This is a genomic window from Herbaspirillum sp. C9C3 (genome assembly GCF_013359625.1).
Taxonomy (GTDB): Bacteria; Pseudomonadota; Gammaproteobacteria; order Burkholderiales; family Burkholderiaceae_D; genus Herbaspirillum.
This window is the reverse complement of record NZ_JABFMQ010000013.1, coordinates 63,459-85,770: the sequence shown is the minus strand read 5'-3', so window position 1 is coordinate 85,770 and position 22,312 is coordinate 63,459. Positions and strand designations below refer to the sequence as shown.

The window sequence follows — 22,312 nt, the reverse complement described above, 5'->3', positions numbered from 1 at the left end:
AGCCGTGCCGGGCTTGAGGGCCCGGCCAATCAAGCCTCTCCCCACGGAGTATTCGGGTCATCGCAGCGAAAACGAGCAACTCTGGACAACAGAGCATTCGCGGCGATGGCCCGTTTTAATGGTGAATTCAAATGAGCGCTAATTATTCCACCACGGCAATGTCGAACACCGAAGTCAAAAAATCCCCGACAGAGACTGAAAGTGCGCAAGCCGCGCGCGAGAAGTTGATGGCCGTCATGCGCCGCCAGCGACTGCAGGACTTCCTTTTCCACAAGATCACCCTGATCTTCGCCCTGTCCGTGCTGCTGATGCTGGGCGGGATCATCGTTTCCCTCATCATCGGCGCCGCGCCTGCCTTCCAGGCATTCGGACCCGGCTTCATCACGCGTGTCGAATGGGATCCGACCAACAACGAATTCGGCGCCATGATCGCCATCGTCGGCACGCTGTCGACCTCGATCATCGCCCTGCTGATCGCCTTCCCGGTCAGCTTCGGTATCGCGCTCTTCCTGACCGAAATCTGCCCCGCCAGGCTGCGTCGCCCGCTGGGCACCTGCGTGGAACTGCTGGCCGGCGTGCCCTCCATCATCTACGGCATGTGGGGCCTGTTCGTGTTTGCGCCGCTCTTTGCCGAATACGGCCAGCCCTTCCTGAAGTCCACCCTGGGCCAGATCCCCGGCGTTGGTGTGCTGTTCTCGGGCCCCACCATGGGCATCGGCATCCTCACCGCCGGCCTGATCCTGTCGGTCATGATCATCCCCTTCATTTCGTCGGTGATGCGCGACGTCTTCGAAGTCGTGCCCGCCGTGCTGAAGGAATCGGCCTATGGCCTGGGCTGCACCCGCTGGGAAGTGGTGCGCAAGGTGGTGCTGCCCTACACCAAGACCGGCGTGGTCGGCGGCGTCATGCTGGGCCTGGGTCGTGCGCTGGGCGAGACCATGGCGGTCACCTTCGTGATCGGCAACTCGCACCGCCTGTCCTGGTCGCTGTTCTCGGCCGGCAACTCGATCGCCTCGACCCTGGCCAATGAAATCGCCGAAGCCTCCAGCAAGCTGCACGTGTCCTCGCTGTTTGCGCTGGGCCTGATCCTGTTCGTCATCACCTTCATCGTTCTGTCCGCTGCCAAGATCATGCTCATGGGCATGACCCGCAAGGAAGGAGCCAAATAATGAGCCAGACCGCACAAGCCGGCGTCAAGAGCGCCGATCAGGCGCAAGCCGTCAATCCCGTCTATCGTCGCCGCCTGCTGCAGCATCGCATGGGCATGCTGTTCTCCTTCCTGGCCATGGGCCTGGGCCTGTTCGTGCTGGCCTGGATCCTGCTGACCCTGGTCTTCAAGGGCGTGGCCGCCCTGAACCTGGGCCTGCTGACCGAAAACACGCCCGGTCCGGGCGATGCTGGCGGCGGCCTGTTGAACCCCATCGTCGGTTCGCTGATGATGGTCGGTATCAGTACCCTCATCAGCACCCCCATCGGTATCCTGGCCGGTGTCTACCTGGCCGAATACGGTGAGGAAAGCAAGCTGGCCCAGGTGACCCGCTTCGTCACCGACATCATGTTGTCGGCACCGTCGATCGTCATCGGTCTGTTCATCTACGCCATCTACGTGGCCAACGTGAACCACTTCTCGGGCTGGGCCGGTACCTTCGCCATCTCGCTGATTGCCATTCCGGTGGTGGTGCGCACCACCGACAACATGTTGAAGCTGGTCCCCAGCGGCCTGCGCGAAGCGGCTTTCGCCCTGGGCGCGCCGCGCTGGAAGGTGGCCATCATCGTGCGCCTGCGCGCCGTCAAGGCCGGTGTGGTGACCGGTGTGCTGCTGGCCGTGGCGCGCATCTCGGGCGAGACCGCTCCGCTGCTGTTCACCGCCCTGAACAACCAGTTCTTCAGCACCAACATGAACCGTCCGATCGCCAACCTGCCGGTGGTGATCAACCAGTTCGCCATGAGCCCGTATGACAACTGGGTCTCGCTGGCATGGGGCGGCGCCTTGCTGATCACCTTCAGCGTGCTGCTGCTCAACGTGCTCTCGCGCACCCTGTTCAAACAACAAATCCCCGGCTAATTCTCCAAGTGACCGACATGACTACTGCTCATCAAATGGCAAGCCACGCTCCGACCGCACCTCTGAACGCCGCTGCGGCCCAGAAGGCCACGCTGGAAGTCTCGCAACTGAACTTCTATTACGGCGGATTCCAGGGTTTGAAGAACATCAACCTCAACATCTATGAAGGCAAGGTCACCGCCTTCATCGGTCCCTCCGGATGCGGCAAGTCGACGCTGCTGCGTACCTTCAACCGCATGTACGACCTGTACCCCGGCCAGCGCGCCGAGGGCAAGATCCTCTATGCCGGCAACAACATCCTCGAACCTGGTCAGGATCTGAACATGCTGCGCGCCAAGGTCGGCATGGTGTTCCAGAAACCGACGCCGTTCCCGATGTCGGTGTACGACAACATCGCCTTCGGTATCCGCCTGTATGAAAACCTGCCCAAGGGCGAAATGGACGAGCGCGTCGAATGGGCGCTCAACAAGGCCGCCCTGTGGGGTGAAGTCAAGGACAAGCTGCACAAGAGCGGCCTGTCGCTCTCCGGCGGTCAGCAACAACGCCTGTGCATTGCGCGCGGTGTGGCAGTCAAGCCGGAAGTGCTGCTGCTGGATGAACCGACCTCGGCACTGGATCCGATTTCGACGGCCAAGGTGGAAGAACTGATTGGTGAACTCAAGAACGACTACACCATCGCCATCGTGACCCACAACATGCAGCAGGCGGCGCGTTGCTCGGATTACACCGCCTACATGTACCTGGGCGAACTGGTGGAGTTTGGTGAGACTGACCAGATTTTCATGAATCCGGTGCGCAAGGAAACCCAAGACTACATCACCGGCCGCTTTGGCTAATAGGGTACGGCCTGGGCTACTGCGCATCCCGATCTCTGCGCTGCGATGCTCGCCGTACCCCAGTACGGCTGCGCTTCTCCCGCAGACCTCGGGATTGCTCGCTACGCCCATGCCGCACCCCGAACCGTAGTCATTGCACTGTATATATTATTTATAGAATTTCTTTTTAGGGACGTCACATGACCGGCGATCATTCCTCCAAACAGTATGACCAGGATCTGGAGCAGATCCGCTCCAAGGTGCTTGCCATGGGCGGCATGGTGGAACACCAGTTCCAGGATGCGATTGCGGCCTTCCGCAACGGCAACCTCGATGTCGCCCATCGCGTGATGAAGGACGACGAAGCCGTCAATCGCCTCGAAGTCGAGCTCGATGATGCCTGCAGCCATCTCATCGTGCGTCGCCAGCCGACCGCCAATGATCTGCGTACCGTCATGGCCACCATCAAGATCATCACCGACCTGGAACGCGTGGGCGACGAGGCGACCAAGATCGCCCGTACCGCCATCCACCTGCACAAGCGCGGTATCGGCCTGGTCTCGCACTACGAAACCGTGAGCCTGATCGCCGAACAGGCCATGGACCAGCTGCGCAGCGCCCTGGACGCCTTCGCCCGCCTCGATGACCAGCAGGCCGCTGAACTGATCAAGCAGGATGAACGCATCGACCACGGCTTCCGCTCCATCACCCGCAGCCTCATCACCTTCATGATGGAAGACCCGCGCACCATCTCCGGTTCCATCGATACCCTGTGGGTGGCCAAGGCCATCGAACGTATCGGCGACCATGCCAAGAACATCGCCGAATACGTGGTCTACGTGGTCGGTGGCAAGGATATCCGCCATACCGACTTCGCGTCGGCCAAGACGACCCAGGAAGAAGACTAAGCACGACGGCACCGGCGGTGGCAAGCGGGGGAACGGCAGCCACCACCGGATTGCGGAGGGGAGACCCGCGATACTGCTAACAAGCCTGACTATCATGACTACTATCCTCATCGTCGAAGACGAACCCTCCATTGCCGAACTGATTGCCTTTACCCTGAAGGAGGCAGGCTGGTCCAGCTTCGTGGTCTCCAATGCGGCGGCGGCCTGGGACTTCGTCCAGCATCGTGCGCCGCAACTGGTGCTGCTGGACTGGATGCTGCCGGATCGCAGCGGCCTGCACCTGCTCTCGCGCATCCGCGCCGACCGCCAGCTGCACCAGCTCTCGGTCATCATGCTCACTGCCAAGAGCATGGAAGAAGACAAGATCGCCGGTCTCGACAACGGCGCCGATGACTACATCACCAAGCCCTTCTCCCCGCGCGAACTGACCGCGCGCATCAAGGCGCTGTTGCGTCGCAAGAGCCCGGAACATGCGCAGGAGGTGATGTCGGCCGGTCCCGTCACGCTCGATCCGGCCAGTTGCTCGGTGAGCCTGTCGGGGGCGCGTATCGATATCGGCCACGCCGAATACAAGCTGCTCAAGTTCTTCCTGGCCCATCCTGACCGCGTGTTCTCGCGCAGCCAGTTGCTCGACCGCGTCTGGGGGGACCACGTGGTGATCGAGGAACGTACCGTCGATGTACACGTGCTGCGCCTGCGCAAGGCCCTGCGCGATGCCGAGCACCTCATCAAGACGGTGCGCAGCGTCGGCTATATGCTCTCGACCAAGTAAGATCAAAGACCAATCCGCCCGCGTCAGTCATAATCAGGACAATTACAAATTCGGCGCGCGGGCGCTTCCAAGATTTATCTGTCAAATCAATGAGTCCACAACTTCTGTTCTGGATTCCTGCTGTATTGCGCCTGGTGTTATGCCTGGCCGGAGCGGGAGTCGTCGCTTTCTTTTTCGGTCCCATCATCGGACTGGTCACGGCGGTACTGGGCGTGGGCGCGATGATGATCGCCCACCTGCATTACCTGCTGCGCCTGTCCACCTGGCTGGACGATTCCGGCCAGTCGCGCCTGCCCGATGGCTGGGGCGCCTGGACCGATGTGTATGCACGCCTGTACCGCATGCGCCGTGACGACGAAAGGAACCAGGCCGAACTGGCCGAGTGGCTGGCGCGCTTTCGCCAGGCCATGAGCCTGCTGCCGGACGGTGTGGTGATCATGGATGACGTGCTCTTCCTGGAGTGGTGCAATCCGGCCGCGCAGTCGCACCTGGGCCTGAAGCTGGATCGCGACAAGGGCATGCGCGTGACCAACCTGATCCGCAATCCTGCCTTCATCGATTACATCATCCTGGGCCGCTACGAGCAGCCGCTCACGCTGGCTCTGCATGAGCGCAAGCTGATCATCCAGATCATTCCCTTCGAGAACCGGCGCCAGATCCTGGTCACCCACGACGTGACCGAATCCCAGCGCATCGACATGATGCGCCGTGACTTCGTGGCCAATGCCTCGCACGAGCTGCGCACGCCCCTGACGGTCATCAACGGTTTCCTGGAAATCGCCCTGGCCCAGCCCAACCTGGAGGAAGCCACCCGCATGGCGCACCTCAAGCTCATGACCGAGCAGGGCCAGCGCATGCAGAACCTGATCGACGACATGCTCACGCTCACGCGCCTGGAGTCGATCGACTACCCCTTGCGCTCCGAAGTGCTGCGCGTGCGTCCGCTGCTGGAGCGTATCGCCGAGGAAGGGCGGGCCTTGTCGGCGGGCAAGCACGATATCCGTCTCGTCGTCGAGGGGCCGGATCTGAAGGGCAATGCCGAGGAATTGCGCAGTGCCTTCACCAACCTGGTCACCAACGCCGTGCGCTATACCCCGGAAGGCGGCACCATCACCCTGCGCTGGCAGAGCGACGAGCGGGGCGCGCATTTTGCGGTGCAGGATACCGGCATCGGCATCAGCCCCGAACACATCTCGCGCCTGACCGAACGCTTCTACCGCGTCGACAAGAGCCGCTCGCGCGAGACCCAGGGCACCGGACTGGGCCTGGCCATCGTGCGTCACGTGCTGCTGCGCCACCATGCCACGCTGGAGATCGCCTCGGTGCCGGATCACGGCAGTACCTTCACGGTGCACTTCCCGACGACCCAGACCATTGCCGATTATGCTGCGCAGCAATGAGCGCTGCGCGGTGCTCAAACCAAATGGAAAGGATGCTTCGGCATCCTTTTTTTCTCTTTGAATTCGCCCTCCCGGCGTACCATGGCGCCATAGCTCATCGCTGACGCGACGTCAGTAAGTGAAACTACGAATGCCTGTCACTCTGCCTTGCTGGTGACAATGTCGCCTCGCGATCCGGTGCGCTTGCGGGGGCGTCTGCCCGGATAGGCCGTGATGCAAGCCTGTGATCATTGCCGGAGAAAGTGCATGTGCGAATCTCGCGCGGGCTTTATCTTGCTTGATGCCACACGGCCCATGGTGCTGTGTGCAAGTGGCAACCTGAAGCGGCTGTGGTCATTCCTTAGCCGTGTCGGAAGCTTGTTGTCAGGAAATTCCTGATCGCGTTGCGGTGCTATTGGTTGCACCATGCAGCCGAAGCGCCCGAGGCCGGTATGCGTCATGCCCGGTCTCTCCCTCCATCCACTGCGCAAAAGAGAAAACGATGAGCTATTTCGCCAACATGAAGATAGGTCGCCGCCTGGGCCTGGGTTTTGCCGTCATCCTCGCTGCTGCCAGCGTTGTGGTGGCACTCTCGATCTGGCGTCTGCAAGGCATTGCCGAAGCCACCAGGGAGATGATGCAGGAGCCGCTGACCAAGGAGCGCCTGGTCTCGGACTGGTACCGCACCATCCACACCAGCGTGCGCCGCACCACGGCCATTGCCAAGAGTGCCGATCCCAGCCTGGCCGCCTTCTTTGCCGCAGACGCGGCAGAGGCCAGCCGCATGTCCACCTCGCAGCAGAAGGCTATCGAGGCCCTGATCGAGTCGCCGGAAGAGAAGGCCGTCTTCGCCAGGCTGGGCCAGGTGCGCAAGGATTACATCAAGTACCGTGACGCCATTTCCAAGGCCAAGGCCGATGGCCAGCCTGAGGAAGCGGCCAAGATCCTGGCCGGCCCCTTTGACGTGGCCGCCAAGGGCTATATCGATGAGTTGCAACAATTGCTCAACTTGCAGCGTGCCAACATCGACCAGGTAGCCGCCCGCATCCAGAGCGTCTATCAGGAAAGCCGCAACCTGATGATCGGCCTGGCCATCCTGCAGGTGGCACTGGGCTGGCTGTTTGCACGCAGCCTGGCGCTGGGCATCACGCGACCGCTGGAAAAGGCGGTCAATGTGGCCGAATCGGTCGCCGCCGGGGATCTCACCACCCGCGTCGACGAAACCCTGGTCGCCCGCAAGGATGAAACCGGCAAGCTGATGCACGCGCTGGAGGCCATGACCGGCAACCTGGCCCGCATCGTCGGCCAGGTGCGCAGCGGCACTGATGCCATCGGCACGGCCTCGCGCGAGATTGCCACCGGCAACCTGGACCTGTCGGCGCGTACCGAACGCCAGGCCGGTGCCTTGGAAGAAACCGCCTCGGCCATGGAAGAACTGACTTCCACCGTGGCCCAGAATGCCGACAACGCCCGCCAGGCCAACCAGCTTGCAGCCTCCGCTTCGTCGGTGGCGCAGCATGGCGGGGAGGTGGTGTCGCAGGTCATTTCCACCATGGGGTCGATCAACGAATCCTCGCGCAAGATCGTCGACATCATCAGCGTCATCGACGGCATTGCCTTCCAGACCAATATCCTGGCACTGAACGCGGCGGTGGAGGCCGCGCGCGCCGGTGAACAGGGCAGGGGCTTTGCGGTGGTGGCTTCCGAAGTGCGTTCGCTGGCCCAGCGGTCGGCCTCGGCCGCCAAGGAAATCAAGACCCTCATCGATGACTCGGTGGCCAAGGTCGGCTCCGGCAGCGAACTGGTCAGTCGCGCCGGCACCACCATGGACGAAGTGGTGACCAGCGTGCGCCAGGTCGCCGATATCGTGGCCGAGATCACCGCCGCCAGCAGCGAGCAGAGCGACGGCATCAGCCAGGTCAACCTGGCCATCACCGACATGGACCAGACCACGCAGCAGAATGCCGCCCTGGTCGAACAGGCCGCCGCCGCAGCCGAAGCCATGCAGGAACAGGCCGCGCGCCTGTCCGACGTGGTCAGCCAGTTCAAGGTGCATGCCCAGGACCAGGTCGGCTACGCCAGCGCCGAACCGGCCAGCCGCGCACCGGTGGATATCACGCCGCCGCGACCGGCCTTGCCCTGAGGGGATGGCGAGGTCACAAACAATTGACCAGGAATCGCCCTTCATATCCGGGCGGGTTCCTGGTCTTGGGTAGGCCGAAAGTACGGAGGCTTGCAGCGCAACTGAAGCAATCTGCTTCAGATTGGCCGGGCATGTCCGCCAGCCCGGCCCGGCGCCATCAGTAGGTGGCCCGACCGCCCGAGAGGTCGAACACGGAGGCGGTGGTGAAGGAATTTTCCTCGGACACCAGCCAGGCCACCATCGCCGCCAGCTCTTCCACCTTCACGAAGCGTGCGCGCGGGATCTTGGAGAGCATGTAGTCGATGTGCGCCTGGGTGCATTGCTCCAGGATGCGGGTTTGCGCCGCAGCCGGGGTGATGGCGTTGACGGCGATGTTGCGGGTTGCGGTTTCCTTGCCCAGGCTCTTGGTGAGGGCGATCATGCCGGCTTTGGCCGCGCTGTAGGCGGAGGCGGTGGGATTGCCTTCCTTGCCGGCGATGGAGGCGATGTTGACGATGCGCCCATAGTTTTGCGCGATCATGCGCTGGACCACCACCTGGTTGACGTAGAAGGCCCCGTTGAGATCGATGTCGATCACGCGGCGCCATTCTTCGGGCGAATAGTCCGCCACCGGATTGTTCTGGCCGGCGATGCCGGCGCTGTGCACCAGGATGTCGATGGACTGGGTCAGTTTTTCGGTGGCTTCGATGGCTTGCTGCACGTCGGCCTGGCTGGAGATATCCACGCGGATGGTCTCGACATTGCCCAGCGGCTCCAGCCTGGCGCGGGCCTCGGCCAGGGCTTTTTCGTCCATGTCCCAGAGGACCACCTTGGCGCGGCCTTGCAGCAGGCGTTCGGCCACGGCATAGCCGAAGCCCTGGGCACCGCCGGTGATGATGGCGCTGCGGCCCTGGAAATCGTAGTGATTCATTGTGTCTTCTCCTTCCCTGTTGCGGTCGATTGGATCGCGCAGGCGCAGTCGTGCCCGCGCTTGGTCATTCTTGTTCTTGTGCCTGGATGGGATACTGCCGCGCTGCCGACGGGCAGCGCGGGGTGACGCGGTGAACCGTGACGGATCAGGCGTCGATGGTCTTCTGCTGCTGTTCGCCCAGGCCGTCGATGCCCAGGCGCATGGTCTGGCCGGCGCGCAGGTAGACCGCTTCCGGCTTGACGCCCATGCCCACGCCCGGCGGCGTGCCGGTGGAGATGACGTCGCCCGGCTGCAGGCTCATGAAGCGCGACAGGTAGGAGACGATATGCGCCACACCGAAGATCATGGTGCTGGTATTGCCGTTCTGGTAGCGCTTGCCATCCACTTCCAGCCACATGCCCAGCTTCTGCGGGTCGGCGATTTCGTCGCGGGTGACCAGCCAGGGACCGATGGGGCCGAAGGTATCGCAGCCCTTGCCCTTGTCCCAGGTGCCGCCGCGTTCGATCTGGTATTCGCGTTCGGAGACGTCGTTGACCACGCAGTAACCGGCCACGTGGGACATGGCATCCTTCTCGTCGATATAGGTGCCGCCCTTGCCGATGACCACGCCCAGTTCGACTTCCCAATCGGTTTTCCTGGAGCCGCGCGGGATCTTCACGTTATCGTTGGGACCGACCACGGCCGAGGTCCACTTGTTGAAGACGACCGGTTCGGCGGGGATGGGCAGGTTGGATTCGGCGGCGTGATCGGCGTAGTTCAGGCCGATGCAGATGAACTTGCCGATGTTGCCCACGCAGGCGCCGATACGCGGCGAGCCCTCGACCACGGGCAGGCTGTTGATGTCCAGCTGGCGGATTTTCTCCAGCGATGCGTCATCCAGTACGGCGCCGTTGACATCCTTGAGATGGGCGGACAGGTCGCGGATCTTGCCGGACTGGTCGAGGATGCCGGGCTTTTCCTGCCCCACCGGGCCGTAACGCAGTAATTTCATCGTGTTTCCTTTGAGAAAGAATTGTCTCTGATTGACACCGTGGCGCCGTTGCGCGGCATCAGATTGCCGAGGGCGGGCGACAGGCCGGTGGCTTTCGTTCTTGGGAAACTGGATATTACCAGTTTATTGGTAAGACCAATAGGTGGTTGATGGGGGAGGGGGGCTGCAGCTCTCCCTGCGGTGAAACATCCCTCGCGCACTACAACGAGCGCGCTGGCAGGTCAAATACAAAGCAGCTTGTCGTTGCGTGGGCGTAGCGCTTGCCTTGCTCGTCCTCGATACGCGCATCGGCCGTGGCCAGGCGGTCGCCGCTGTGGACCAACCGGCCAGTCACGCGTAACGGGCCGGTTTCGTGCGAGGCCGACCGCACGATGTGTTCACGATCAGGCAACTGGCCGCGGTGCCTGACAGCGATGGTATGGTCCCGCTCTCGGACGGGCAACGACTGGCTCAGGCCAGTCCAAACGTTTTTCTCAGCCCCTTCTCGACCGGGCCGGCAGGCATGAAGCGGCGCAGCTTTGCCAGAAGGGACGCTTCACCCTTCGGCGTGCGGCGCATTTTCCAAGGTCCCAAAGCGGCATCGACAATCGTATCGGCCACGCCACCAGGATCGGGCGCGTTTTTGACGTTCTTCTCAATGGCCTGTGAGACGGCACTGAACTCTTCGCCGTACTCAGGAATCTTGCAAAGGGTTTGTGGTGCATTGAGATCCAGGTTGGTCCTTGTGAACGATGGTTCGACCAGTGCGACGCGAATGCCGAACTGGCGCACTTCGTGGTCGAGTGTCTCGGAGAGCCCCTCGACGGCATGCTTGGATGCCGAATAGAGCGCCATGTAAGGTGCGGGCAGAAAACCCAGCACCGAACTCACGTTGACAATGCGGCCGGAGCGCTTCTCGCGCATGTGCGGAAGCACTGCCTTGATCATGCGCAAAAGGCCAAACAGATTGGTATCAAACAGCGTCTTGGCTTCATCGGTTGACGTTTCTTCGGTCGCGCCCACCAGAGTCACGCCCGCGCTGTTGACCAGAACGTCGATACGCTGGGCCTGAGCAATGATGGTCTGGATTGCGTGTTCAACGGAGGCTTCATCGCGAAGTTCCATCTCCACCAGCGCGACACCGGGTATGGCCTGAGCCTTTTGCAGGTTGCGCACGGTCCCAAATACCCGGCACCCGCGTTGCGCGAATTTGATTGCAGTGGCGCGGCCTATGCCGGATGAAACGCCAGTGACGACAACGACCTGGGAGTTCGACATGGTAGTTCCTTTTATTTTGGTGAGTTGGCGATAGAGGGTGCTGAGCTTTGCAAAGGAACCGGTCTGATCTTGAACCAGATGGAATACATGGCCGGCAGAAACACCAGAGTCAGAATCGTCCCGGCGAAGGTGCCACCGATGAGTGTGTAGGCCAGCGTCCCCCAGAACACCGAATGCGTCAGCGGAATGAACGCCAGGATAGCGGCCAGTGCCGTCAGGAGCACGGGCCGTGCACGCTGTACGGTTGCTTCGACAACCGCATTGAAGGGGCTCAAGCCCTCCTGTTCATTGTGGTGAATCTGTCCAATCAAGATCAGCGTGTTACGCATCAGAATGCCGGACAGCGCAATCAACCCGACCAGAGCATTGATGCCGAATGGTTGCTGGAACAGCAGCAGCGTGGGCACTACGCCGATCAATCCGAGCGGGCTGGTCAGAAATACCATGACCATGGCCGACATCGACCGCACCTGCAAGATAATCACGAGCAGGGTCAGCGCAATCATGACAGGAAACAGTGGCAGCATTGCCGTGGTGGCCTTGCCGGCTTCTTCGATGGAACCTGCCAGTTCGATGCGGTAGCCAGCAGGGAGCTGTTTGATGATCGGTTGCAATTGCTGGTAGATGGCTGTGGAGACATCCGGCGGTTGCAGTCCGTCAGCGATGTCACCCCGCACTGTCATGGTGGGCGTGCGGTCACGGCGTCGCAGAATGGGATCTTCCATGCGCACTTCGACGCTACCCACCTGTGACAGTGGAATGCGTTGCCCCGCCGAACCGATCAGCGTAAAGCCTGCGATCTTTGCCGGATCAAGACGAATCTCGCCAGCCGCACGCCCAACCACCTGCACCGAACGGATATCCTCTCGTACTTCTGTAATCGGTACGCCACTCAACAGGAATTGCAACTGCAAGGCCACGGAGCTTGACGTTAGTCCCACGGCCTGGAGCCGGTCCTGATCAAGCGCAAAGTGCAAGGTGGGTACGCGCGAGCCCCAATCCGTGTTGACGGTCCGCATCATCGGACTGGCGCGCATGACCTGCTCGACCTGCGCTGCGATCATGCGCAGCTGGTCGGGGTCGGGCCCCATCACGCGGAAGGCCACCGGGAACGGAGAAGGCGGGCCGAAAACGATCTGAGTCACGCGTACCCGCGCCTGCGGTGCCAGGCCGTCGGCGATTACCTGGCGCAGCCGGTATTTGAGCGACTCGCGCTCTTTTTCGTTACCGGTGAGTACTACAATCTTGGCGAACGACGGATCAGGCAATTCTGGCGACATCGCAAGGAAGAAGCGCGGAGCGCCCTGGCCGATGTAGGATGTAACAACCTTCGCTTCCGCCTGCTTGGCCAGCCAGGCTTCCACCTTCGCCGTCGCCGCACTGGTTTGCTCAATCGAAGTGCCATACGGCATCTGCACTTCGACAAGTACCTCGGGCCGGTCTGATGTCGGGAAGAACTGCTTTTTGACCAGTCCCATGCCGACAACGGCCAGTACGAATGTCCCCACCACTGCACCGGCCACCCACCATTTGCGGGCGATGACACGCCTCAGTACCTGCCGGAAGCGATTGTAGTTGCGGGTGTTGTAGATGGCTTCATGTCCACCCTCTACGCGCTTGATGTCAGGAAGCATCTTCACGCCAAGATATGGCGTGAACGCGACCGCAACTACCCAGGAAACGACCAGCGCGATGCCGACAATCCAGAACATGTTGCTGGTGTATTCGCCAGCCGTGGAACGTGCGAACCCATTGGGCATGAAGCCGATGGCCGTGACCAGCGTACCGGAGAGCATGGGCGCTGCCGTATGACTCCACGCATAGGCTGAAGCGGCGATTCTGCTATAGCCTTCCTCCATCTTCACGACCATCATTTCGATGGCGATGATGGCGTCGTCCACCAGCAGGCCCAGCGCCAGAATCAGCGAGCCCAGCGTGATGCGGTCGAAGTTCTTTCCGGTAGCCGCCATGATGATGAACACCGCCGCCAGCGTCAGAGGTACCGCGGCCGCGACCACGATACCCACGCGCCAGCCCATGCTGAGGAAACAGACCACCATCACGACAAGTAGCGCGACGAAGAACTTGACCATGAATTCGTCCACTGCCGAACTGATATTGACCGACTGATCGGTCACCTTCGTCAGAGACATGCCCAGGGGGAGGCTTTTGTTGATCTTGGAGACTTCCGATTGCAGTGCCTTTCCGAGCTCCAGGCCGTTCCAATCATCGCGCATCACGACCCCGAGGAGCAGCGCCGGTTCACCGTTGCTGCGCACCTGGAAGGTGGCGGGATCCTCATAGCCGCGCTCGACCGTAGCCACATCCGCAAGCTTCAGTGTGCGCCCCCTGGCGCTGATCGGTGTTTGCCGGATCTTCTCCAGCTTGTCGAATGCGCCATCGACGCGCAGGAAGACTTGCGGCCCCTTGGTTTCAATTGCCCCGGCGGGAGTCAAAACGTTCTGCGCATTGAGTGCCGCAAAGATGTCCTGAGGCGTGATCCCCAAGGTGGCAAGACGATCATGCGAGAACGACACGAAGATGCGTTCGGACTGCTCTCCAATGATATTGACTTTCTTTACCCCGGGAACATGCAGCAGTTGCTGCCGCAAGGTTTCCGCATCACGCACCATCAGACGCTGAGACTCGCCTTTGGCCTTGAGTGCAAAGAGCGCGAAGGTCACATCGGCATATTCGTCATTGACGATCGGCCCGATGACCCCGGCCGGCAGCTTCTTGGCCTCATCGGCGAGCTTTTTGCGCGCCTGATAGAACTCCTCCTGTACTTCAGACGGTGGGGCGCTATCGCGCAGCACAACCATGGTGAAGGCCAGACCGGGACGGGTGTAAGTCTCCGTCCGATCGTACCACCGCAGCTCTTGCATCCGCTTTTCCAGCGGCTCTGCAACCTGATCCTGCATTTCCTGTGCGGTTGCGCCGGGCCATGCCGTGATGACCGTCATCTGCTTGATCGTAAAGGGCGGATCTTCTGCACGCCCGAGCTGAAGGAATGCAAGGATGCCGGCACCAGTAATGAGCAAAATCAGAAACAGGGTAATGGAGCGCTCGCGCACCGCGAGTGCTGACAGGTTGAATCGGCCTTCGCTCACGGACGCTCTCCTTGCGCAGCCATGTCCGGTTGAGCACTGACTCGAACCTGCACACCTTCCTGCAAGAGGTGTGCACCCAACGCCACGATCTGGTCGCCCAATTTGAGCGGCCCGGAAATCTGGGCACTGTCCTCACCCAGATGCTCGATCCTTACAGCCCGCCAAGACACCTTTTCGGGCTTGCCACTGATGAGCCAAACGCCCGGCCCCTTGCCCCCATCGAAGACGGAGCCGATGGGGACCTGCAGACGGCCTTGTGTGGAGGCTAGCCCATTGGCAATCTGGATGGTGACCGTACTGCCCAGCGGCGCTTTGCCCAATTCACCGTCGAGCACATATCTGGCCTCGAAAGTTCGGGTAAGCCGATCAGCCGCATCGGAGAGCTGGCGAAGCCTGGCCGGAACGCCTGGCCCCGCTTTGCCAAAGAGCCTGGCCTGCGCGGTCGAGCCGATTGCCGGGCGCAGGGTCTCGGGCAGCTGGATCACGGCCTCGCGTTGCCCGGCGCGCGCCAGGCGCACGACAGTCTGCCCGGCGCTGACTACCTGCCCGGGCTCGGCGAGCGTTTCCATGACCACCCCATCGCTATCGGCAATTAATTCCGCATAGCCGCTCGCATTGCGTGCAACGACAGCCTGCGCTTCGGCGGCGCTCAGTTGGGCTTTCGCTGCATCCGCCGCTGCCTTGATTTGATCGTAGCTTGAGGCCGAGATTGCCCCCGTTCCCCGCAAGTCGCGGTAACGCGCCTCATCTTGCGCGCTCTGCTCGGCGCGTGCCCGCGCAGCAGCGACGGCTTCTCGTTGCGCCTGAGCTGCAAGTTTCAGATCGACGGGGTCAAGGCGCATGAGCGTCTGGCCGCGCTTGACGGTTTGCCCGGCGTCCACAAGTCGTTCCAGCACCTTGCCGGAGACACGGAAGCCCAGATCGCTCTGTATCCGTGCAGCGACGGTGCCGGTGAATGAACGTGATGCCGGAGTAACACCTGTGACCGTGGCGGCGCGCACCAAGGGCGCCTCGGTGCGCGGGTCAGATGCCGCTTTGTCGCCGCAGGCGGCCAGCGCAAAGGGGAATGCACAGAGAAGGGTGGAGGTAACGAAGCGGCGCCGGAGCATGAAAGTCCCATCGACGAAGTAATTGGACCTTCATTTTGATACTTGTGACCAATTCAGTCAATGGTCACAAAAGAATGTGGAAGATATGTCACGGTGACAAACTTCGCAGCACCAAACTGGACAGGTGTAACGGTGCCGCCTCGACATAATCGAAGCTGTGTTGCAAGAGCAAGGGGTTCAGGTAGGGGCGCATCACCAGGTAGATCGCCTTGACGATCTCGTCCAGAGGCGTTTTGCGTTCGAATTCACCGCTCTGTCGCCCGGCCTGCAAGACGTCTTGCAACAGCTTTTGAATGCGTTCTTCGTAGGCAATCACTGACTGCCAGTTCTCCGTGGCGGCGGCCGCGGCAATCTCGTAGAGCTTGCGATCCTGGAAAAACAGCTTGAGGCTTGCCTCTGTGGAGGTTTTGAACATGCGACGCAGCTTTTCCGGCGCAAGATCTGTCTGCGCCACGGCTTCGCGGATCTCGGCTTCGATCTGACGCAGGCAATTGGCGCAGATCATCTCGCCGATGGTCTGCTTGGACTCGAAGAACTTGTAGATGTATGCCTTGGAGAAGCCAATGGCCTTGGCCAGGTCGGATACTGTGGTTTTTTCGTAACCATAGCGGCTGAAGTGCTCGGTAGCAGCGTTAACGATTTGGTCCCGGACTTCATGGTCCACGGGCCCCCGGGCGGACACCGGGTAGGTATGGGGCTTGTTCATGGCGATAGCTTACGCCAAGATTCGTGATTGAACAACGTGTGACCAATTGGTATTATGGTCACAACACATCACTTCCACGGATACTGGATCATGTTGCTCAAGCGTTCCCTTTTCGCACTGCTGGCTGCGGGCACGGTGTCAGCCTGCTCTGTCGGCCCGGATTATGTCCGACCTGCCACCGCATTGCCGGATCACTATCAGACCCGGAGCCTGTTGCAAAAGCCCAGTGGCAGCGCTCCGAGCCTGGCGGATCTGGGTCAATGGTGGACCCGTTTCGGCGATCCGCAATTGACGCGCCTGGTGTCTTTGGCCTTGCAGCAAAACCTCGATCTGGCGCAGGCCAGGGCACGCCTGCAGCAAGCGCAGGCAGCCGTGGGTGCTGCCAATGCGGCGCTGTTGCCTTCGGCTGGAGTGAGCGCTCAGGCTGCGCGGGCGTACCAGTCAGTCCAGACGCCACTGGGACAGATCCTCAACTCCCAGCCCGGTTTTGACCGCGATGGCCATGCGTATTCTGCGGACCTCGATGCCAGCTGGGAACTGGACATCTTCGGCGGCCTGCGTCGCGGCAAAGAGGCCGCGCTGGCCGACTACCAGGCCTCCGAGGCCGCAATGGCCGCTGTCGAGCTGGCGGTGGCGGCTCAGGTCGCCGATACCTACATCAGCATTCGCGGCTTGCAGGAGCGCCTGCAGAATGCGCGCGAGCAGGTACGTACCCAGCAGGCATTGCTGGATCTGAGCCGACGACTATTGGAACGTGGCTTGCTGGCGTCGATGCAGGTCAGACAGATCGACGCTGGCCTGGCCCAGTCGCAGGCTGCCGTCCCGGTACTGGTCACCGCGCTGGATGTGGCGATGAATGCCATGGATGTAATGCTGGGCGCGCCGCCGGGTACGTATGGCTCCGAACTGAAACAAGCGGGGAGCATTCCGCAGTCCCCGCAGCTTGGTGATATCGGCGCCCCCGCGCAACTGCTGCGACGCAGACCGGACGTCATCGCCGCAGAGTATCGACTGGTCTCTGCCAATGCCCGTATCGGCGTCGCCATGGCGGAGTATTACCCCAAGCTGTCGCTGTCGGGCCTTATTGGCAGCGCCACCTCGGTTTCCAGTGGCAACCTCTTTAGCTCCGGCGCAAGCCAGGCCAGTGGCGCGTTGGGATTGCGCTGGCGCTTGTTTGACTTTGGTCGCATCAATGCCCAGATTGAGCAGGCAAAAGGACAGGAAGCTGAAATGCTGGCAGCTTATCGTCTGACAGCGATCAAAGCCACAGAGGACGTCGAGAACGCCATTTCCACCTTGACCCGCAGGGAAGAGCAGGCAGCGTTCTTGCTCCAGAGCGTGCACTCACTTGAGCAATCTCGTGCCTCTGTCATTGCTGCCTACCACAGGGGCAGCGTGAGCATGATTGATGTGTTGCAGGCCGACCAGAGCGTGCTGCGCTCCGCCGATGCGCAAATCCAGGCACGTGCTGAAGCCGCGCGCGCGGTCGTGCTGACCTTCAAGTCCCTGGGAGGAGGCTGGCATCCACCTGCCAGCGCCAGCAGAACGTGAGGCGCACACCACCGACCCATTTCGTTGGCGCAAGTCAGTAATTTGCCGTGTTTGCGACGCTCCCCCCGGTCGTCTGCAAACCTTTCACCCCGTCTTGGCTCCCCGGCCCGGCGGGGTGTTTTTTGCGGATATTGTTTCCCTGGCCGTCAAGCGTGAACAGGCTCCAAGGGCGACGGCGCATCTGGCAGATTGAATGTGAACCGGCCTCGGGATCCCAAAGCGGGCAGAAAAGTCTGAGAGTCCCCGGGATGCGGATCAATCCGGGAATCGCCTTCATGGTTCTCCGCAAAAAACGCCGCACAGCACCCGCTGATCAGAATTGATAACGCAAGCGCAAATCCCCGGTCTGGGCCGTATAACCTGGCGCGACTTCCATCGTGTAGCGTGCCGTGATCGTCAGATTCTGCCGATTGACGAGCGTGGCGCTCAAGGCGAATACTCCGCTGTCGCGCAGCGCAGTGGCGCCGCTGCTGACAAAGGTGGAGGTTCCGGTGGTGTCGTCAGCAAAGCTTGAAATCGTGCGCAGCGCATTGCTGCGGTACTCGTGGCGCCATCCAATCTGAATGGCTGGCGACAATTCTCCATAGGCTGTGTCGACCATGCGCTCCAGCTTGAGCCCCACTTCGCTCTTGAGCGAATTGGCCGATACCCCGTCTACCCGCAGCGCCGCACCGTTGCCGCCGGTTTCGGTGTAGGCATCCTGACGCAGATTGCTGTAGCTGATCTTGCCGATGGGGGTCAACGTGGTACGGGACCAGATCTGGTCCAGACGCACAGGCAGACCCGCTTCCAATGACACGATGTTCTGCAGTCCCTGGAAACGCCCGCTGGCAATACTGGAGAAACCGGTGAAATCAATGACGCGTGCCGTATCGTAATGATGCTTGATGACACCGATGCTGGCATCGGCATACCACCGGTCAGCCGTGTAGCCGGCGTAGGCCATCGCCCCGTAGGAATCCACGTGAGAAGAACTGCCGGCGTTGTCATCGCGGCCCACGACCGAGTTGCTGACGTAGCTGGCCAGCGCGCCGACGCGCCAGCGCTCTTCCACGCTGCGATCCAGGCCCATCAGAAGGCCACTGTAGCTGGCGTGAAATCCGCTGACGTTATCGCGCATGCTCTGCCGGGCGCTTCCGGCCAGTGCTTGCCCCCACCAGGCCCAGTGACCCGCGGATTCGCCGGTGGCGATGCCGGAGCCGCTGCCGGCTTGCGCCACGCGCAAACCATCAACGTGCGCAGAAATGACGTCGACAATTTTATTGGTCGCACTGGAGACCGCCTGGTTGGCCGCCACCGTCCCGGCCGCCGGACTCAGTTGCGCACCCGCCTTGTTGGCCTCGCTCGTCGAGCCCAGTGCCAGAGCGGCGTTGAGCACGTTGAGCAAACGCTGGTTGGCACCGCCGTAGTTGATCAGCCCGTTGAAGGCGGATTGCGCATTGCTTGTGGTGGCGGGATTGACGGCATCGCCCAGACTCAGCACCAGTGCCGTGCGGCCGTTATCGATGACATTGGCACCGCTGACCGTGAAGCCGCTGGCCACATAGTTCAGGTTGGCGGGATCATAGTTGGTGGTGCCACTGGTGGAGATGGCCACATAGCGCTGTCCGCGCGCAAAGGAATACGCGCTGTCCAGTTTCTTGAGCGAGATGGTGGTGCCGGCGGCCAGCGTCGTATTGCCATCGACCTGCAGGGAACCGTAGCCGCTATCACCGCTGTTGCCATTGGTGGTGGCGCCATTGGCCACGCCCAGGATCAATCCGGCAGCGGCCGCTTGCGTGTAGTTGCCGGTAATGTCCAGACGATTGTTGATCTGCAGCTGACTGCCGCTGTTGTTCACCGTATGTGTGCCGGCATTGATATGGTCATTGAGCAGCAGGTTGCCCGAGCTCAGTACCACGTCTGCGGCAGTGCTGGTGATGGTGCCGATGCCGTTGTTGTAGCCCGTGAGCACGCCCAAGCCCGAACCGCTTGCCCCGGAAATGGTGAGCGCGGCGGCCGCCGTGTTCTCGATGTCGCCAGCCAGCGTGCCGGTATTGGCAATGGTGCTGGCGCCCCCACTGAGGATCAGCGATTTGCCCTGGGAACGGATGGTGCCGCTGTTGCTGATGTTGTTGGCGGAGGAATCCAGATAGGCAGCATAGTCCACACCGCTGATGGTGCCGCTGTTGGTCAGACTGGCATTGCCGGTGATCGTGTTGCTGGCCGATGCCGAGGTGTCGTTGATGCTGTCGTTGCCCAGACCGGCGCCGCTGGTCATGGCCACGCCGGCCTTGCCGCTTACCTGTCCGGCATTGGTGATGCTGGCATTGCCTTGGGGGGTGTGGGCGACGATGGCAACGTCACTGTTGGCTGTCGCCGTTGCGCCGCCGCTATTGGTGATGGTGATGTCACCGACATAGTCCACCGCTGCCCGCATGGCGGAGAAACCCGCGGTACCGGCGGACCCCGAGACCAGCTTGCCCGCGGTGGCGGTGCCGCTGTTGCTGATGGTGGCATTGCCGCGCTCGGTGAAGGCGACGATGGCGTTGTTGTCATCGGTGGTCGCGGTGCCGCTGTTGCTGATGGTCGTATTGCCAGCCTGCGACCACGCAACCAGTGCCTGTGCCGTGGTCGAATGTGCGCTGCCGGCATTGCTGGCCTGCGCCAGGCCGTAGTAGTTGATGACGCGAATGGCCGCCTGATAGGCCTCCACTGTGCCTGTCGCGGTATTGTTGATGCTGACGGTGACTTCAGGCCCGCTGGTGCCGGTGATGTTGTAGCTGCCATCCACGGTCACCGCCCGTGAATTGCCGTCCGCATACAGACCCCGTCCATTATTCACTGGGAGCTCCGCACGTCAGGGGGGCAATCGATGTTTCGTCAGGGCCGCACCGCCCGCCTTACTTCACGCCCGCCGCCACCGCCATCCGATCAAAATCTGCATCCAGCTTTTGCAGCGAGCCGGCAATGTGCTGCTGTCTCGCCTTGATCCAGGCGTCCTGTTGCGCCACTCTTGCCGTGGCTTCGCGCAGCATGCGATCCATCTCGGCCGGCTGCGGACCGCCGACGGTCGCGCGATTGCGCACGATGGCCACGGGATCGAGCGTGCTGCGAAATTCCTGTTCCGACATCGGCAGGCTCTGCGGGAATTCCGAATTGAGCACCGCTTCGTGATAGATGCGCTGCGCCTGGTCATAAGGGAAATCCAGCGGACGGATATCGTTGGCCTTGGCATACTCCACCACCTCCGAGGCAAAGTGGTGACCCACCCGGAACGGCAGCTTGTACTTGCGCATGAGCACATCGGCCAGCTCCTGGGATGCGGTCCAGTCACTGTTGAGTTCTTCCAGCGCGCGCTTGGGATCGATGACCAGCGCCCCCAGAATGCTCTCCCAGTTCTTCAGTACCTTGACCGTGTTGAGCACCATCTCCTTGTTGGGTTTGACATCCTTGGCATCGCTCATGCCGGGCGGCAGGTTGTGCGCCACGATGAGCACGCCCATGCCATCGGCAATGACCCGCGAGGCATCGCGCCGGGTGCCGTTGAGCAGGCCCGGATTGCGTTTCTGCGGCATGGCCGAGGACACGTAGGTATTGGCGCCGCCTTCCTGCAACAGGATCCATGGACGCGGCTGGGCATATTGCGTCATCACGTCCTGAATGTAGGCGCCCGCATGCAGGGCGATGGACGAGACCAGGGCGCCCACTTCCACCGGGGCATCCACCGGCGACAGCTGCGCGGCGTCATAGGCGTTGTCGACAATGGCCGCAAAGCCCAGGTAGTCCGCCATGCGCTGGCGGTTCAGCGGCCAGCTGGTGCCATTGAGGACGGTGGTCCCCATGGCCGAGCGGTCCAGGCGCACATAGGCTTCGCGCAGACGCTGGGCGTCGCGGTCCAGTGCGGCCGCGAAGCCCAGCAGGTAATGACCGTAGCTGTTGGGTTGCGCGGCCACGCCATTGGTGTAGTTGGGCACGATGGTGTCGCGCTGGCTGGCAGCCAGCTTTACCAGCGCGGCGGTGGTGGCGTTGAGCTGGCTGGCCAGGGTCAGCAGGTCTTCGCGCAGGATGGCCGCGCGCAGGGTGGAAAGCATGTCCTGGCTGGAGCGCCCCGCATGCAGCAGCGTGATCTGCGGGCCGGCGGCCTGAATCAGCAGCGGCTCGAAGGTGATCACCAGTGTCGGTCGTTTGGCCCCGGGCAGCTCGCCATCGGCCAGCACCTTGCGGATACCCTTGACGAACAGCGGCGTCATCGACTTGTCCAGCAAGCCTTCGTCGGTATTGATGACCGCCGTGGCCTTGTTGATTTCACCCAGCCAGAAGAATTCATCGTGGCGCGTGTGCTGCTGCGCGTGCAACGGGGGCGCGCTGCCCAACAGGGCGGCGCACAGCGCAAAGGCGAGGGTAGAAGGCTTGGGCAAGGCGGTCTCCTGGAGCAATGTTGGAATGTGCAGCGCCCATGATAGCGGCCATCGGCCATTCGCGTGGAGGCAGCCGCGTCACATCCTTCATACGCAGTCACGCCAATCTGTAGCGATTTGTCAGGACACGATATACTGTGCATTCATACAGTCATCTCGCCACGCCATCTCAGCCGCAATGCCCGCCGTCTCCGAT

At 61.7% G+C, this 22,312-nt stretch carries 16 protein-coding genes; 8 read left to right on the top strand and 8 right to left on the bottom strand.

All coding sequences use genetic code 11. The features are described from left to right. Positions 1-131 precede the first annotated feature (131 nt). From pstC to HNO82_RS13715, 7 genes are all read left to right on the top strand, one after another. On the top strand, positions 132-1,169 hold the full coding sequence (gene pstC, locus HNO82_RS13745) for a phosphate ABC transporter permease subunit PstC (protein ID WP_488926909.1): 1,038 nt from the start codon (positions 132-134) through the stop codon (positions 1,167-1,169). Beyond that, a complete protein-coding gene (pstA, locus tag HNO82_RS13740; RefSeq protein WP_175344103.1) occupies positions 1,169-2,065 on the top strand; it encodes a phosphate ABC transporter permease PstA in 897 nt (298 codons plus the stop codon). Before pstC ends, pstA begins: the two co-directional genes overlap by 1 nt. 35 nt (positions 2,066-2,100) lie before the next feature. Next, positions 2,101-2,901, top strand: a complete 801-nt coding sequence (gene pstB, locus HNO82_RS13735) for a phosphate ABC transporter ATP-binding protein PstB (RefSeq protein ID WP_008326612.1) — start codon at positions 2,101-2,103, stop codon at positions 2,899-2,901. Between the two features lie 179 nt (positions 2,902-3,080). Further along, positions 3,081-3,788, top strand: a complete 708-nt coding sequence (gene phoU / locus HNO82_RS13730) for a phosphate signaling complex protein PhoU (protein ID WP_008326613.1) — start codon at positions 3,081-3,083, stop codon at positions 3,786-3,788. Between the two features lie 94 nt (positions 3,789-3,882). Beyond that, on the top strand, positions 3,883-4,560 hold the full coding sequence (locus HNO82_RS13725) for a response regulator (RefSeq protein WP_175344102.1): 678 nt from the start codon (positions 3,883-3,885) through the stop codon (positions 4,558-4,560). 89 nt (positions 4,561-4,649) lie between these two features. After that, positions 4,650-5,960, top strand: coding sequence for a phosphate regulon sensor histidine kinase PhoR (gene phoR / locus HNO82_RS13720; RefSeq protein ID WP_175344101.1), 1,311 nt, complete (start codon positions 4,650-4,652; stop codon positions 5,958-5,960). Between the two features lie 481 nt (positions 5,961-6,441). Further along, complete coding sequence (locus tag HNO82_RS13715) at positions 6,442-8,082, top strand: methyl-accepting chemotaxis protein (protein ID WP_175344100.1); 1,641 nt, start codon at positions 6,442-6,444, stop codon at positions 8,080-8,082. A gap of 157 nt (positions 8,083-8,239) precedes the next feature. On the opposite strand, the gene HNO82_RS13710 is transcribed toward HNO82_RS13715, so the two are convergent. The 6 genes from HNO82_RS13710 to HNO82_RS13685 form a co-directional block, all read right to left on the bottom strand. After that, complete coding sequence (locus HNO82_RS13710) at positions 8,240-8,992, bottom strand: SDR family NAD(P)-dependent oxidoreductase (RefSeq protein WP_008326617.1); 753 nt, start codon at positions 8,990-8,992, stop codon at positions 8,240-8,242. A 145-nt stretch (positions 8,993-9,137) separates the two neighbouring features. Further along, positions 9,138-9,983, bottom strand: coding sequence for an ureidoglycolate lyase (locus tag HNO82_RS13705; protein ID WP_008326618.1), 846 nt, complete (start codon positions 9,981-9,983; stop codon positions 9,138-9,140). A 450-nt stretch (positions 9,984-10,433) separates the two neighbouring features. Further along, positions 10,434-11,240, bottom strand: a complete 807-nt coding sequence (locus HNO82_RS13700; RefSeq protein ID WP_175344099.1) for an oxidoreductase — start codon at positions 11,238-11,240, stop codon at positions 10,434-10,436. 11 nt (positions 11,241-11,251) lie between these two features. Further along, a complete protein-coding gene (locus HNO82_RS13695; RefSeq protein ID WP_175344098.1) occupies positions 11,252-14,350 on the bottom strand; it encodes an efflux RND transporter permease subunit in 3,099 nt (1,032 codons plus the stop codon). After that, positions 14,347-15,459 carry an efflux RND transporter periplasmic adaptor subunit gene (locus HNO82_RS13690; RefSeq protein WP_175344097.1) on the bottom strand — a complete coding sequence of 371 codons (1,113 nt, stop codon included), beginning with the start codon at positions 15,457-15,459 and terminating at the stop codon, positions 14,347-14,349. The genes HNO82_RS13695 and HNO82_RS13690 overlap by 4 nt, the downstream gene beginning before the upstream one ends. Before the next feature lie 88 nt (positions 15,460-15,547). Further along, positions 15,548-16,165 (bottom strand): TetR/AcrR family transcriptional regulator, encoded by a 618-nt coding sequence (locus HNO82_RS13685; RefSeq protein WP_175344096.1) that lies wholly within the window; start codon positions 16,163-16,165, stop codon positions 15,548-15,550. Between the two features lie 90 nt (positions 16,166-16,255). Here HNO82_RS13685 and HNO82_RS13680 point away from each other — a divergent pair, with 90 nt between their 5' ends. Then, a complete protein-coding gene (locus tag HNO82_RS13680) occupies positions 16,256-17,716 on the top strand; it encodes an efflux transporter outer membrane subunit (protein WP_175344095.1) in 1,461 nt (486 codons plus the stop codon). 313 nt (positions 17,717-18,029) lie between these two features. On the opposite strand, the gene HNO82_RS13675 is transcribed toward HNO82_RS13680, so the two are convergent. Continuing rightward, positions 18,030-20,540, bottom strand: coding sequence for an autotransporter outer membrane beta-barrel domain-containing protein (locus tag HNO82_RS13675; protein ID WP_175344094.1), 2,511 nt, complete (start codon positions 20,538-20,540; stop codon positions 18,030-18,032). 58 nt (positions 20,541-20,598) lie between these two features. After that, the gene (locus tag HNO82_RS13670; protein ID WP_008326633.1) at positions 20,599-22,116 is read right to left on the bottom strand and encodes a lyase family protein; all 1,518 of its coding nucleotides are present in this window, start codon (positions 22,114-22,116) and stop codon (positions 20,599-20,601) included. Positions 22,117-22,312 lie beyond the last annotated feature (196 nt).